Below are 15,949 nucleotides of genomic sequence, written 5' to 3'. Positions count from 1 at the left end.
CACCGAAGACAAGCTCCGGGACTATCTCAAGCGCGTCACCGCGGACCTGCGGCGAGCGAAGCAGCGGCTGGAGACCGTCGAGGCCAAGGACAGCGAGCCCATCGCCGTCGTCGGCATGGCCTGCCGCTTCCCCGGCGGCGTGACCTCCCCCGAGGACCTGTGGCGGCTCGTCGACGGCGGTGTCGACGCGGTCGGCGACATCCCCACCGACCGCGGCTGGGACTTCGACGCCCTCTACGACCCCGAGCCCGGCAAGCCGGGGAAGAGCTATGTGCGCCAGGGCGGCTTCCTCACCGGGGCGGCCGACTTCGACGCGGAGCTCTTCGGTATCGCCCCCCGCGAGGCGCTGGCCATGGACCCGCAGCAGCGGCTGCTGCTCGAATCGGCCTGGGAGGCCGTCGAACGCGCCCGCATCAACCCCGCCTCCCTGCGCGGCAGCGACACCGGCGTCTTCGTCGGCGGCGCCGACACCAACTACGGCTCGCTCGCCTCCCGCACCGACGAGACCGAGGGCCACCTCCTCACCGGCGGCGCCACCAGCGTCCTGTCCGGCCGCATCGCCTACACCCTCGGCCTCGAAGGCCCGGCCGTCACCGTGGACACGGCCTGCTCCTCCTCCCTCGTCGCCCTCCACCTCGCCGTCCGCGCCCTGCGCTCCGGCGAGTGCTCCCTCGCCTTCGCGGGCGGCGTCGCCGTGATGCCCACCACCAGCCTCTTCACCGAGTTCTCCCGCCAGCGCGGACTCGCCGCCGACGGCCGCTGCAAGCCCTTCGCCGAGGCCGCCGACGGCACCGGCTGGGCCGAGGGCGTCGGCGTCCTCCTCGTCGAACGCCTCTCCGACGCCCGCCGCAACGGCCACCGCGTCCTCGCCGTCGTCCGCGGCACCGCCGTCAACCAGGACGGCGCAAGCAGCCGCCTCACCGCCCCCAACGGCCCCTCCCAGCAGCGCGTCATCCGCGCCGCCCTCGCCAACGCCCAGCTCACCCCCGACCAGGTCGACGCCGTCGAGGCCCACGGCACCGGTACGACCCTGGGCGACCCGATCGAGGCCCAGGCACTGCTCGCCACCTACGGCCAGGACCGGCCCGCCGGGCAGCCGCTGCGCCTCGGCGGCATCAAGTCCAACATCGGCCACGCCCAGGCGGCGGCCGGCGTCGCCGGCGTCATCAAGATGGTCATGGCCATGCGGCAGGGCGTCCTGCCGCCCACCCTCCACGTCGACGAGCCCACCTCCCACGTGGACTGGTCGGCGGGCGCCGTCGAACTGCTCACCGAGCGCCTCGACTGGCCCGCCACCGGCCGCCCGCGCCGCGCCGCCGTCTCCGCTTTCGGCATCAGCGGCACCAACGCCCACGTGATCCTGGAGCAGGCCGAGGCGGAGCCCGCCGCCGAGGAGCGGGAAGGCGCCGTGACCCCGGGCGTGGTGCCCTGGGTGCTCACCGGCAAGACGGAGGAGGCCCTCCGCGCCCAGGCCGCCCGCCTGCTGGACCACAGCGGCGGGCACCCCCTGGACGTCGGCCACTCCCTCGTGGCCACCCGGGCCGGCCTCCCGCACCGCGCGGTCGTCCTCGGCGACGGCCCCGAAACCCTCACCCGGGCCCTGACCGCACTCGCCGCCGGCGAGCCCGACGCCGGCCTCGTCCAAGGCGCGGCCGCCCCGGGCCGGACGGCCTTCCTCTTCTCCGGCCAGGGCTCCCAGCGCCTGGGCATGGGCCGCGAACTCCACGGCCGCTTCCCGGCGTTCGCCGAAGCCTTCGACGCCGCGTGCGCCGCGCTGGACGAGCACCTGGGCCGCTCCCTCCGCGACATCGTCTGGGGCGAGGACCAGGACCTCCTCGACCAGACCGTGTACGCCCAGGCCGGGCTCTTCGCCGTCGAGGTCGCCCTCTTCCGGCTCGTGGAGTCCTGGGGCGTCCGCCCCGAGTACGTCGCCGGGCACTCGCTCGGCGAGATCACCGCCGCCCACGTCGCGGGCGCCCTCCCGCTGGCCGACGCGTGCGCACTCGTCGCCGCCCGGGGCCGCCTGATGCAGGCCCTGCCGCGCGGCGGGGCCATGGCCGCCCTCCGCGCCACCGAGGACGAAGTCCTGCCCCTGCTGACGGACGACGTGTCGATCGCCGCCGTCAACGGCCCGTCGTCCGTCGTGATCTCCGGCGGCGAGGACGCCGTCGAGCGCATACGCGCCCACTTCACCGCCGAAGGCCGCAAGACCAGCCGGCTGCGGGTCTCCCACGCGTTCCACTCCCCGCTGATGGAACCGATGCTGGACGACTTCCGCACCACCGTCGCCGCCCTGACCTTCGCCCGCCCGGACCTCACCGTCGTCTCCAACGTCACCGGCGGCCTCGCCACCGACGACCAACTGCGCTCCCCGGACTACTGGGTCCGCCACGTCCGCGAGGCCGTCCGCTTCGCCGACGGCATCCGCACCCTCCACGCGGAAGGCGTCACCCGCCTCCTGGAACTCGGCCCCGACGGCACCCTCTCCGCCATGGCCCGGGAATCCCTCCCCGACGAGACGCTCGCCGTCCCCGCCCTCCGCAAGGACCGCCCGGAGGAACCGGCCCTCCTCACCGCCCTCGCCCACCTCTCCACCCAGGGCACGGACGTCGACTGGACCGCCTTCTTCACCGGCACGGGAGCCCGCGACACCGACCTCCCCACCTACGCCTTCCAGCACCGGCGCTACTGGCCCGAGCCCGCCCCCGCCACCGGCGACGTCGGCACCGCCGGCCTCGAAGCGACCGACCACCCGCTGCTGAGCGCCACCGCCTCCGTGGAACTCCCCGACGGCGGCGACGGCCTGCTGCTCACCACCCGCCTGTCGGTACGCACCCACCCCTGGCTCGCCGACCACATGGTCCTGGGCTCCGTCCTCCTTCCCGGCACCGCCTTCGTCGAACTCGCCATCCGCGCCGCCGACGAGGTCGGCTGCGACCGCATCGAGGACCTGACCCTCGCCGCGCCCCTCGTCCTCCCCGAGGACGGCGCCGGCGTCCAGCTGCAACTGCACATCGGCCCCGCCGACGACTCCGGCCGCCGCACCCTCACCGCCCGCTCACGCCCCGAAGGCGACGGCGAACGCCCCTGGACCCGCCACGCCACCGGCGTACTGGGCAGCACCGAGGACGAGCACCCGCCCGCCGCCCTCGACACCACCACCTGGCCGCCCACCGGCGCCGAGCCCGTCGAACTGACCGGCCTCTACGACCGGATGGCCGTCGGCGGCTTCGACTACGGCCCGCTCTTCCAGGGCCTGCGCCGCGCCTGGCGGCGCGGCGACGAGATGTACGCCGAGGTGTCCCTGCCCGCCACCGGCGAGGGCGACGCCGCGGCCTACGGCATCCACCCCGCGCTGCTCGACGCGGCCCTCCACGTCACCGCCTTCAACGGCATGGAGCGGGGCGTCCTGCCCTTCTCCTGGGAGGGCGTCACCCTCCACGCGTCCGGCGCCTCCGCGATCCGCGTCCGCGTCGTCCGCACGGGCGACGACTCGGTGTCCGTGACCGTCGCCGACGCCGAGGGCGGCCCCGTCGCCTCCGTCGACACGCTCGTCCTGCGGGCCGTCTCGGCCGACCGCGCCGACCGCCTGACGGGCGCCGGCGCGGACGCCACGGGCACGGCCGGCCGGGACTCCCTGTTCCAGCTGCGCTGGACACCCGTACCCCAGCGCGCGACACGGCCGGGCGCCGACCGGGACCCGATCGCGGTCGTGGGCACCGGCGCGGAGACGTCCGCCGCCTTCCCCGCCGACCGCTACGTCCACCGTACGGACCTGACGGCGCTGGCCGAGGCCGGCGACGTACCCGGCACCGTCCTCGTCCCCGTGGCGGGCGACGGCTATCCGGACGCCGTCGTGGACTCCGTCCACACGGTGACCGCCCGGGTGCTGGAACTCGTCCAGGCATGGCTGGCGGACGAGCGGTTCGCCGGGTCGCGGCTGGTGTTCACGACCCGGGGCGCCACCGCCGGCAACGACCTCGCCGCGGCGGCGGCGTGGGGCCTGGTGCGCTCGGCACGCTCCGAGCACCCGGACCGCTTCGGCCTGCTGGACCTGGAGGGCGATGAGGCGGCCTGCCTCACCGCACTCCCGCAGGCCCTCGCCCTGACCCCCGACGAGCCGCAACTGCTCCTCCGCGACGGCGAGATCCTCACCGCGCGACTGACCCGGGCCACACCCCAGGAGACCACGGGCTCCCCCTGGAACCCGGACGGCACCGTCCTCGTCACCGGCGGCACGGGCGGCCTCGGCCGCGCCGTCGCCCGCCACCTCGTGACCGCGCACGGCGTACGGAACCTCCTCCTCGTCAGCCGCAGAGGCCCCGCCGCCGACGGCGCCGGGGAACTGGCCCGCGAACTGACCGGCCAGGGCGCCGACATCACCGTCGAGGCCTGCGACGTCACGGACCGGGCGGCCGTAGACGACCTGGTGGCACGGCACCGCGTCACGGCCGTCGTACACACCGCCGGCGTCCTCGACGACGGCGTGGTGGAATCCCTGACACCGGAGCGGCTCGCCACCGTCCTCCGCCCGAAGACCGACGCGGCCTGGCACCTCCACGAGGCGACCAGGGACCTCGACCTCGACGCCTTCATCACCTTCTCCTCCGTCTCCGGAGTCTTCGGCGGCCCGGGCCAGGCCAACTACGCGGCGGGCAACGCCTTCCTCGACGCCCTCGCCCAGCACCGGCGGGCCACCGGCCGCACCGCCGTCTCCATGCCGTGGGGTCCGTGGACCCAGGACGGCGGCATGACCGGCACCCTGTCGGACGTCGACATCCGGCGCATCGCCCGCTCGGGCATGCCCGAACTCACCCCCGCCGAAGGCGTCGCCCTGTTCGACGCCGCGCTGACGGTGGACGACGCCGTCGTCCTGCCCGTCCGCTTCGACCTCCCCGCCCTGCGGGCCCAGGGCGACGCCCCCGCGCTCCTGCGCGGCCTGGTCCGCGGCCGCGCGCGCCGCTCGGCGGTGACGGCCTCGGCTGCGGCCGCCGGCCTCGTGGGCCGCCTCACCGGGCTCGGCCCGGTCGAGCGCCGGGAGGTGCTCCAGGACCTGGTCCGCGGCCAGATCGCGGTGGTCCTCGGCCACGCCGACGCGGACACGGTGAAGGCGTCGCGAGCCTTCCAGGACCTCGGATTCGACTCGCTGACGGCCGTCGAACTCCGCAACCGCCTGAACGCGGCCACGGGCCTGCGCCTCTCGGCCACCGTGGTCTTCGACTACCCGACCCCGGAGGCCCTGGTCGGCTTCCTGCTGGACGAACTGTTCGGCGGCACGGAGCCGGAGGAGTCGCCCCGAGCGGCCGTCGGCACGCTGCCGGCGGTGGCCGACGACCCGGTGGTCATCGTCGGCATGAGCTGCCGATACCCGGGCGGCGTGTCGTCCCCGGAGGACCTGTGGCGGCTGGTGTCGGAGGGCGTCGACGCGGTCTCCGACTTCCCGGCCGACCGCGGCTGGGACGTCGAGGCCCTCTACAACCCCGACCCCGAGGTGCCCGGCACCTCCTACACCCGCTCCGGCGGCTTCCTCCACGAGGCGGGCGAGTTCGACCCGGAGTTCTTCGGGATGAGCCCTCGTGAGGCCCTGGCCACGGACTCCCAGCAGCGGCTGCTGCTGGAGGCGACATGGGAGGCGATCGAGCGCACGGGCATCGACCCGCTGACCCTGCGCGGCAGCAGGACCGGCGTCTTCGCCGGCGTGATGTACAACGACTACGCGAACATGCTGGTCGGCGACCAGTTCGAAGGCTTCCGCGGCAACGGCAGCGCCGCCAGCATCGCCTCGGGCCGGGTCTCGTACACCTTCGGCCTGGAGGGCCCGGCCGTCACGGTCGACACGGCCTGCTCGTCGTCGCTGGTCGCCCTGCACTGGGCGGCGCAGGCGCTGCGCTCGGGCGAGTGCTCGCTGGCGCTGGCCGGCGGTGTGACGGTGATGTCGACGCCGACGACGTTCGTGGAGTTCTCCCGCCAGCGCGGCCTCGCGGCCGACGGCCGCAGCAAGGCCTTCGCGGACGCCGCCGACGGCGTCGGCTGGGCGGAGGGCGTCGGCATGCTGGTGCTGGAGCGCCTGTCGGACGCCAAGCGCAACGGGCACCGGGTGCTGGCCGTCCTGCGGGGTTCGGCGGTCAACCAGGACGGCGCGTCCAACGGCCTGACGGCCCCGAACGGCCCGTCGCAGCAGCGGGTGATCCGCCAGGCGCTGGCGAGCGCCGGCCTGTCGACGGCAGACGTCGACGCGGTGGAGGCACACGGTACGGGTACGACGCTGGGTGACCCGATCGAGGCCCAGGCGCTGCTGGCCACGTATGGCCAGGACCGTGCGGAGGACCGGCCGCTGTGGCTGGGTTCCGTGAAGTCCAACATCGGTCACACCCAGGCCGCCGCCGGTGTCGCCGGAATCATCAAGATGGTCATGGCGATGCGGCACGGCGTCCTGCCGCACACCCTGCACATCGACGAGCCGTCCACACACGTGGACTGGTCGGCGGGTGCGGTGGAGCTGCTGACCGCACCTGTCGAGTGGACGGCCGCGGAAGGCGGCCGGCGACGGGCGGGTGTCTCGTCGTTCGGCGTCAGCGGGACGAACGCGCACGTGATCCTGGAGCAGGCCGAGCCTGAGCCGGAGTTGGCGGACGCCCCGGAGTCGGGCGCGGTCGTGCCCTGGGTACTGTCCGGCAGGACCGAGGAGGCCCTGCGGGACCAGGCGGCGCGTCTCCTGGCACACGTCGACGGGCAGCGACCCGTGGACGTGGGTTTCTCACTGGTGTCGAGCCGGTCGAGCTTCGCGCATCGTGCGGTGGTGCTGGGTACGGACATGGAGTCGCTGACGGGGGCGCTCGCGGCGCTGGCGTCGGGTGAGCCCGCTGCCGGTATGGTCGAGGGCTCGGCGGGGGACTCGGGCAGGACGGCGGTGCTGTTCTCCGGCCAGGGCTCCCAGCGGCTGGGCATGGGCCGGGAGCTGTACGGGCGCTTCCCGGTGTTCACCGACGCGTTCGACGCGGTCTGCGCGGGCCTCGACGAGCACTTGGACCGGCCTCTGCGCGAGGTGGTCTGGGGCGAGGACGAGGAGCTGATCAACCAGACGATGTATGCCCAGGCCGGGCTGTTCGCGGTCGAGGTCGCGCTGTTCCGGCTGGTCGAGTCGTGGGGCGTACGCCCGGACTTCGTCGCCGGGCACTCGATCGGCGAGGTCGCGGCGGCACACGTAGCCGGGGTGTTCTCCCTGGCGGACGCGTGCGCGCTGGTGGCGGCTCGTGGCCGACTGATGCAGGAGTTGCCCGCCGGCGGTGCGATGGCGGCGGTCCGGGCCACGGAGGACGAGGTCCTGCCGCTGGTCGCGGACGATGTCACGATCGCCGCCGTCAACGGCCCCACGTCCGTGGTGATCTCGGGCGCGGAGGAAGCGGTCGCAAGGATCGCCGGGCACTTCGAGGCCGAGGGCCGGAAGACCAGCCGCCTGCGCGTCTCGCACGCCTTCCACTCGCCGCTGATGGCACCGATGCTCGGGCGGTTCCTGGAGGTCGTGGAGGGCCTGTCCTTCGGCACGCCGGCCATCCCGGTCGTCTCCAACCTCACCGGTGAGACCGCCGAGCCCGAGGAACTGGCCTCCGCCGCCTACTGGGTCCGCCACGTCCGCGAGGCCGTCCGCTTCGCCGACGGCGTCCGCACCCTCCACGGCGCGGGCGTGACCCGCTTCCTGGAGCTGGGCCCGGACGGTGTGCTGACCGCCATGGCCCGCGAGTCGCTGACCGACGAGGCCGCCGTGCTCGTGCCCGTCCTGCGCAAGGACCGGCCCGAGGAACCGACGGCACTCACCGCCCTGGCCCAGCTGCACGTCTTTGGTGCCACCGTGGACTGGGCCGCCGTGTACGCCGGGACGGGCGCGCGGCGCGTGGACCTGCCGACGTACGCGTTCCAGCACCAGCGGTTCTGGCCGACGGGCACGATCGCACGCGCCGGGGACGTCCGCTTCGCGGGCCTGGGTTCCGCCGACCACCCGCTGCTGGGCGCGACGGTGGAGCTCGCGGGCTCCGACGGCTTCCTCTTCACGGGACGCCTGTCGCTCCAGACCCACGCCTGGCTGGCCGATCACGCCGTCCTGGGTTCGGTGCTGGTGCCGGGTACGGCTCTGGTGGAGCTGGCGCTGCGGGCCGGTGACGAGGTCGGCTGCGCGGGACTGGAGGAACTGACGCTCGCCGCGCCGCTCGTCCTGCCCGAGCAGGGCGGCGTCCAGGTGCAGGTGCGCGTCGGGGAGCCCGACGAGGCGGGCCGTCGCGCCGTGACCGTCCACTCGCGTGAGGGTGACGAGCCGTGGACGCTGCACGCCGACGGTTTCCTCACCGCTGAGGACGCCGAACCGCAGATTTTCGATGCCGTGACATGGCCGCCGGCGGGTGCCGAGCCGGTCGATGTCGCGAACAGCTACGAGGAGTTCGCGGAGGCGGGCTTCGACTACGGTCCGGTGTTCCAGGGCCTGCGGGCGGCGTGGAAGCTCGGTGACGACGTGTTCGCCGAGGTGGCGCTGCCCGAGGACGTGGACGGTGGCGCCTACGGTCTGCACCCGGCGCTCTTCGACGCCGTCCTCCACGCCTCCGCGGTCACCGGCTCCGAGGACCGCCGCGGCGTCCCGTTCTCGTGGACCGGCGTCTCGCTGCACGCCACCGGGGCGTCGGCGGTACGGGCCCGTATCCGCGCCGCCGTCGACGGCGGGCTGTCCATCGCCGTGACGGACACGGCCGGTGTCCCGGTCGCGTCCGTGGAGTCGCTGGTGGTCCGGCCGATCGCGGCCGACCAGCTCCGCACCGCCGACCGCGACTCGCTCTTCGCCCTCGACTGGACCCCGGTCCAGGTCACGGACGCCGAAGCCGTGCCGTACGCGGACCTCGCGACGCTGAGCGACGACGATGCCGTCCCGGCCGTCGTCGTGGCCTCGGTGACGCAGATGACGTCGGCGGCTGATTCCGATGACGTGGCGGACTCGGTCCACACCGCGACCGCACGCACCCTTGAGCTCGTCCAGTCGTGGCTCGGCGAGGAGCGGTTCGCGTCCTCGCGCCTGGTGTTCACCACCCATGGGGCCGTCGCGGGCGACGACCTGGCGGGTGCCGCCGTGTGGGGGCTGGTCCGGTCGGCGCAGCTGGAGAGCCCGGGCCGGTTCGGCCTGGTGGACCTCGACGGTCTCGACGGCGACGACACCTCTGTCCTGTCGCGTACGCTGGCCGTGGACGAGCCGCAACTGCTGATCCGTGGCGGCGAGGTGCTGGCCGCCCGGCTGGCCCGCGTCACGGCTGAGCCGGCGGACGGAGTCTCCTGGCGGGCCGACGGTACGGTCCTGGTCACGGGCGGTACGGGCGGTCTCGGCCGTATCGTCGCCCGGCACCTGGCCGCCCACCACGGGGTACGCAGCCTCCTGCTGGTCAGCCGGAGCGGCCCGGCCACCGAGGGCGCCGAGGAGCTGGTGGCGGAGCTGGCCGCCGAGGGCGTCGACGTGGCCGTGGAAGCGTGCGACGTCGCGGACCGCGCGGCAGTGACGGATCTCGTCTCCCGGCACCGCATCACGGCGGTCGTGCACACCGCCGGTGTGCTCGACGACGGAATCGTCGCTTCCCTCACCCCGGATCGTCTCTCTGCCGTCCTGCGGCCCAAGGTCGACGCTGTCTGGAACCTCCACGAGGCCACCAAGGCTCTCGACCTCGACGCCTTCGTCGTCTTCTCCTCCGTCGCCGGTACCTTCGGCAGCGCGGGTCAGGCGAACTACGCGGCAGGCAACGCCTTCCTCGACGCTCTCGTCATGCGCCGTCATGCCGAGGGGCTGACCGGTGCGTCGCTCGCCTGGGGCCCGTGGGCCCAGGACAGCGGCATGACGGGCACGCTGACCGACGCCGACGTCCAGCGGATCGCGCGTTCCGGTATGCCGGTGCTGTCCGTCGAGCAGGGCCTCGCGCTGTTCGACGCCGCCCTGCCGGTGGCCGCGTCGCGGCCGGCGCTGCTGCCCGTACGTCTGGACCTCGCGGCTCTGCGGGCGCAGGGCGAGGTGCCCGCGCTGCTGCGCGGCCTCGTCCGCACCCGTGTCCGGCGTACGGCCGGCGCGGGCACCGCTGTCGCCTCCGGCCTGGTCCGGCGGCTGGCGGCGGTCTCCGAGGCCGAGCGGCGCGACGCGCTGCTGGACCTCGTCCGTACGCAGATCGCCGTCGTGCTGGGCCACGCGGACGCGGGCACGGTCGATCCGTCGCGGGCCTTCCAGGACCTCGGCTTCGACTCCCTGACCGCCATCGAGCTCCGCAACCGGCTCGGCAAGACGACGGGCCTGCGGCTGCCCGCGACGGCGGTGTTCGACTACCCCACCGCCCGGGCCCTGGTGGGTCATCTGTACGACGGGCTCTTCGGGGCGGAGCCGGAGGCTTCGCTCCAGGCCGTCGGCGCGCTGCCGTCGCTCGTCGACGACCCGGTGGTGATCGTCGGGATGAGCTGCCGCTTCCCGGGCGGGGTCTCGTCCCCGGAGGAGCTGTGGCGGCTGGTGTCGGACGGCGTGGACGCGGTCTCCGGCTTCCCGACGGACCGTGGCTGGGACCTCGACGACCCGGACCGTGAGAGCGCCATCGCCACCCGGTCCGGTGGATTCCTCCACGACGCGGGCGAGTTCGACCCCGAGTTCTTCGGGATGAGCCCCCGCGAGGCCCTGACCACCGACGCCCAGCAGCGGCTGCTGCTGGAGACGACGTGGGAGGCCCTGGAGCGGGCCGGAATGGACCCGGCCACGCTGCGCGGCAGCAGGACCGGTGTCTTCGCGGGCGTCATGTACCACGACTACGCCCAGCTCCTCTCCGGGCCTGAGTTCGAGGGCTACCAGGGCAGTGGCAGCGCGGGCAGTGTGGCCTCGGGCCGGGTGTCGTACACCTTCGGCTTTGAGGGTCCGGCGGTGACGGTCGACACGGCGTGCTCGTCGTCGCTGGTCGCGCTGCATCTGGCGGCGCAGGCGCTGCGTTCGGGTGAGTGCTCGCTGGCGCTGGCCGGCGGTGTGACGGTGATGTCGACGCCGCTGACCTTCGTCGAGTTCTCCCGCCAGGGCGGGCTCTCCGCCGACGGCCGGTGCAAGTCCTTCGCGGACGGCGCCGACGGCGTCGGCTGGGGCGAAGGCGCCGGCATCCTCGTACTGGAGCGCATGTCGGACGCCCGTCGCAACGGCCACCGGATCCTGGCGACCGTGCGGGGCTCGGCGGTCAATCAGGACGGCGCTTCGAACGGTCTGACGGCCCCGAACGGCCCGTCGCAGCAGCGCGTGATCCGCCAGGCGCTCGCCAGCGGCGGACTGTCCACCGGCGATGTCGATGTCGTCGAGGCACACGGCACGGGTACGACACTGGGTGACCCGATCGAGGCGCAGGCGCTGCTGGCCACGTACGGCCAGGACCGGGCGGAGGACCGGCCGCTACTGCTCGGCTCCGTGAAGTCCAACCTCGGCCACACGCAGGCGGCGGCGGGCGTCGCCGGGATCATCAAGATGGTCATGGCGATGCGTCACGGCGTCCTGCCGCGCACGCTGCACGTCGACGAGCCGTCGTCGCACGTGGACTGGTCCGCGGGCGCCGTGGAACTGCTGACGGAGCAGACGGCCTGGCCGGAGGGCGAGGGGCCGCGCAGGGCGGGTGTGTCGTCGTTCGGCATCAGCGGGACGAACGCGCACGTGATCCTGGAGCAGGCCGAGCCGGAGCCGGAGCCGGAGCACGACGGTGACACCCAGGAGTCGGGTGCCGTACTGCCCTGGCTGTTGTCCGGTAGGACCGAGGCGGCCCTGCGGGACCAGGCGGCGCGTCTGCTGACCCACCTCCAGGACCAGCCGGAGCTGCGGCTCACCGATGTCGCGCACTCGCTGGTGACGAGCCGGGCGGTCTTCCCCCACCGCGCCGTGCTGCTGAGTGCGGAACGCGATGACGTCCTGGCTTCCCTGTCGGCGCTCGCGGCCGGCCGGTCGGAGGAGCTCGCGGAGGGAACGACGCGCTCCGGCAAGGTCGCCTTCCTCTTCTCCGGCCAGGGCTCCCAGCGGCTCGGCATGGGCCGGGAGCTGTACGCGCGTTTCCCCGCGTTCGCGGAGGCGCTGGACGCGGTGTGCGCCGGTTTGGACGAGCACCTGGGCCTGGAGCTGCCGCTCCGCGACGTCGTCTGGGGCGACGACGCGGAGGCGCTGAACCGGACCGTGTACGCCCAGACGGGACTCTTCGCCGTCGAGGTCGCGCTCTTCCGGCTGCTGGAGTCCTGGGGCGTACGCCCGGACCAGTTGCTCGGCCACTCCATCGGCGAGATCACGGCCGCGCACGTCGCGGGTGTCTTCTCGCTGGACGACGCCTGCCGGCTCGTCGCGGCCCGCGGCCGGCTGATGCAGGCCCTGCCGTCGGGCGGCGCCATGGTGGCCGTACGGGCCACCGAGGACGAGGTCAGGCCGCTGCTGACGGACGAGGTCGCCGTCGCGGCGGTCAACGGACCGTCGTCGGTGGTGCTCTCCGGAGCCGCGGAGGCCGTCGAGACGGTCCGCGCCCGCCTTGAGGAGCAGGGCTGCAAGACCACCCCGCTCCGCGTCTCGCACGCCTTCCACTCGCCGCTCATGGAGCCGATGCTCGCGGACTTCCGCGCAGTCGCCGAGAGCCTGACGTACGGCACCCCGGCGATCCCCCTCGTGTCGAACCTGACCGGCGAACCCGCCACCGACGAACAGCTCCGGTCCCCGGAGTACTGGGTGCGGCACGTCCGTGAGGCGGTCCGCTTCGCCGACGGCGTGCGGACGCTGTGGGCGTCGGGCGTGCGGTCGTTCCTGGAGCTCGGACCGGACGGCTCCCTGTCCGCCCTGGCGGCGGAGCCGATCGTGGCACCGGCTGACGACGAGGCCGTCTTCGCCCCCGCCCTGCGCAAGGGCCGGGACGAGGAGCGGGCGCTCCTCGACGCCGTCGCCCGCCTCTACGTTCTCGGCGCGGACGCCGACTGGCCGGCGCTCTTCGCCGGTACCGGGGCACGCCGCGTCGACCTGCCGACGTACGCGTTCCAGCGCGAGCGGTTCTGGCCCACGGGCGTGCAGGCCCGCGCCGGCGACGTGCGCTTCGCCGGCCTGGGCGCGGCGGGACACCCGATGCTGGGCGCCGCCCTCGAACTCGCCGACGCCGACGGCTACCTGCTCACCGGACGGCTGTCCGTGCAGTCGCAGCCGTGGCTCGCGGACCACGTCGTCCAGGGCGCGGTGCTCGTCCCCGGCACCGGCCTGCTCGAACTGGCCGTCCGGGCCGGTGACGAGGTCGGCTGCGACCTCGTCGAGGAACTCACGCTCACCGCGCCCCTGCTGCTGCCCGAGCAGGGCGGCGCCGTACAGATCCAGGTGCGCGTCGGCGCACAGGACGCGACGGGGCGCCGCAGCCTCGGTGTCCACTCCCGGCCGGAGGGCCGGGCGCTCGACCCCTGGACCCAGCACGCCACCGGCGTGCTCGCCTCGGGAGCCGTGACCCCCGAAACCGACACCGGCGCCGGTACGTCGGCCGCCTGGCCCCCGCCGGGCGCCGAGCCGCTGCCCGTCGAGGGCGCGTACGAGACGTTCGCGGAGTACGGCTACGCGTACGGCCCGGTGTTCCAGGGTCTGCGGGCCGCGTGGCGGGCCGGCGATGAGCTGTTCGCCGAGGTGGCGCTGCCGGAAGGCACCGATGGCGGGGCGTTCGGCCTCCACCCGGCGCTGCTGGACGCGGCCATGCACGTCGCGATCCTCGCCGCTGACGGCGAGGGCGGGACGATGATCCCCTTCGCGTGGACCGATGTGGCCCTGCACGCTGTGGGCGCCTCGGCGGTCCGGGTACGCCTGTCCCGCGAGGGCGACGGCGCGCTGTCGCTGACGGTCTCCGACGTGACGGGCCGACCGGTGCTCACGGTGGGCTCCGTGGCGGGCCGGCCGGTCTCGGCCGAGCAACTGGACGCCGGAGGACGAACGGGCCGGCCGCTGTACGGGATCGAGTGGTCGGGCGCAACGGCCGTGGACGACACGTCGGTGTCGTGGGCGCCGTGGGACGAGGCCATGGGCGCGGAACCCGATGCCGTACCGGATGTGGTGGTGCTCGACTGCGGCGTGACGCCGGAGGGCGATGTGCCCGACGGCGTACGGACAGTGCTGGGCCGTGTGCTGGACGCGGTGCAGACGTGGCTGTCCGATGAGCGCTTCGCGGGTTCGCGTCTTGCTGTGGTCACACGGAACGCGGTGGCTGTGGCTGATGGCGCGGCGTTGGATGTGGTGCAGGCTCCGGTGTGGGGTCTGGTGCGTTCGGCGCAGGCGGAGAATCCGGGCCGGTTCGTCCTGGTCGACGCTGACGGTGGGCTTGAGGAAGTGCCGATGGCGGCGCTGGCTTCGGGTGAGCCGGAGGTGGCGGTCCGTGGTGGCGAGGTGTTGGTGCCGCGCCTGGTGCGTCTGGCGCCTGCGCTTGAGGCAGCGGAAGTCTCCCTCGATGTCGAGGGTGGTGTGCTGATTACCGGTGGCACGGGTGGTCTGGGCGCGGTCGTGGCCCGTTACCTTGTGGCCGAGCGTGGTGTCCGGTACTTGACGCTGACGAGTCGCCGGGGCTTGGAGGCCCCGGGTGCGTCGGAGCTCGTAGCGGAGCTGACCGCCATGGGTGCTGACGTAAGCGTCGTCGCCTGCGACGTCTCCGATCGTGCGGCGCTGGTCGCTGTGGTGGACGGAATCACCACCGACCGGCCGCTCACCGCTGTGATCCACGCTGCCGGAATCGGCGACAACGGCCTCGTCGGTGCGCTCACCCCCGAGCGCGTCGACTCCGTGCTCGCGCCGAAGGCGGACGCGGCCTGGTGGCTGCACGAGCTGACCCGTGAGATGAACCTGACGGCCTTCGTCACCTTCTCCTCGGCCGGCGGGCTCGTCCTCGCCGCCGGGCAGGGCAACTACGCGGCCGCGAACGTCTTCCTCGACGCCCTGGCGCAGCAGCGCCACGCCGAGGGGCTGCCCGCGACGTCGATGGCCTTCGGGCTGTGGGACGTGGGCGCCGGGCTCGGTCAGTTCCTGAGCGACATCGACCGCAAGCGCATGGCCACCCAGGGCGTGCCCGTGCTGTCGCACGAGGCCGGCCTGGAGCTGTTCGCGGCCGGACTGAGGTCACCGCGGCCCGCAGTCGTCCCCATCCACGTCGACGCCGCCGCCCTGCGCACCCGTACGGACGAGGTCCCCGCCCTCCTGCGCGGCCTCGCCCCCCGGGTCCGGCGTGCCACGGCCGCCGACGCGACCACCGTCACGGCCACCGGCCTGCGGGCACGCCTGGCCGGACTCACCGACGGCGAGCGAAACCGTACGGTGCTTCAGATCGTGCGTGGTCAGGTGGCGGCCGTCCTCGGGCATGGGTCGGCTGAGGCGATCGGGCCGGACCGGGCGTTCCAGGAGCTCGGTTTCGACTCCCTGGCGGCGACCGAGCTGCGGAACCAGCTCAACCGCATCACCGGTCTGCGTCTCCCCGCCACGCTCGTCTTCGACCACCCCAACTCCCGCGCCGTCACCGACCACATCCTCACCCTGGTCGCCGACCAGGACGGGACGACGGCCGGTGCGGTGACCGTGGCGGGCGGCGCGGCCCGGGGCGATGGCCGACGTCCCCTGGACGACGAACCGATCGCCATCGTCGGCATGGCCTGCCGCTACCCCGGCGGCGTCGCGTCCCCCGAGGACCTGTGGCGGCTGGTCGTCGACGGCGTCGACACCGTCTCCGACCTGCCTGTCGACCGAGGCTGGAACGTCGAGGACCTCTACGACCCCGAGCCGGGCAAGGACGGCAAGAGCTACACGCGCCGTGGCAGCTTCCTCCACGACGCGGCCGACTTCGACCCCGGGTTCTTCGGCATCTCGCCCCGCGAGGCCACCTACATGGACCCGCAGCAGCGACTCCTCCTTGAGGTGTCCTGGGAGGCGATGGAACGCGCCGGC

1 pseudogene (running past one end of the window) is annotated in these 15,949 nt (G+C 74.0%); it reads left to right on the top strand.

Features of this window, described 5'->3' with window-relative positions:
• Positions 1 to 37: 37 nt before the first annotated feature.
• Positions 38 to 15,949 (top strand): annotated as a pseudogene (locus RM609_RS01365) (SDR family NAD(P)-dependent oxidoreductase) (its annotated part continues 15,405 nt past the right edge of the window); the annotation flags it as partial.

Source organism: Streptomyces hesseae, from assembly GCF_031845785.1.
In the GTDB taxonomy this organism is placed as follows: Bacteria; Actinomycetota; Actinomycetes; order Streptomycetales; family Streptomycetaceae; genus Streptomyces; species Streptomyces hesseae.
The sequence above is the reverse complement of the archived record's forward strand: the minus strand, read 5'-3'. Positions and strand labels throughout refer to the sequence as shown.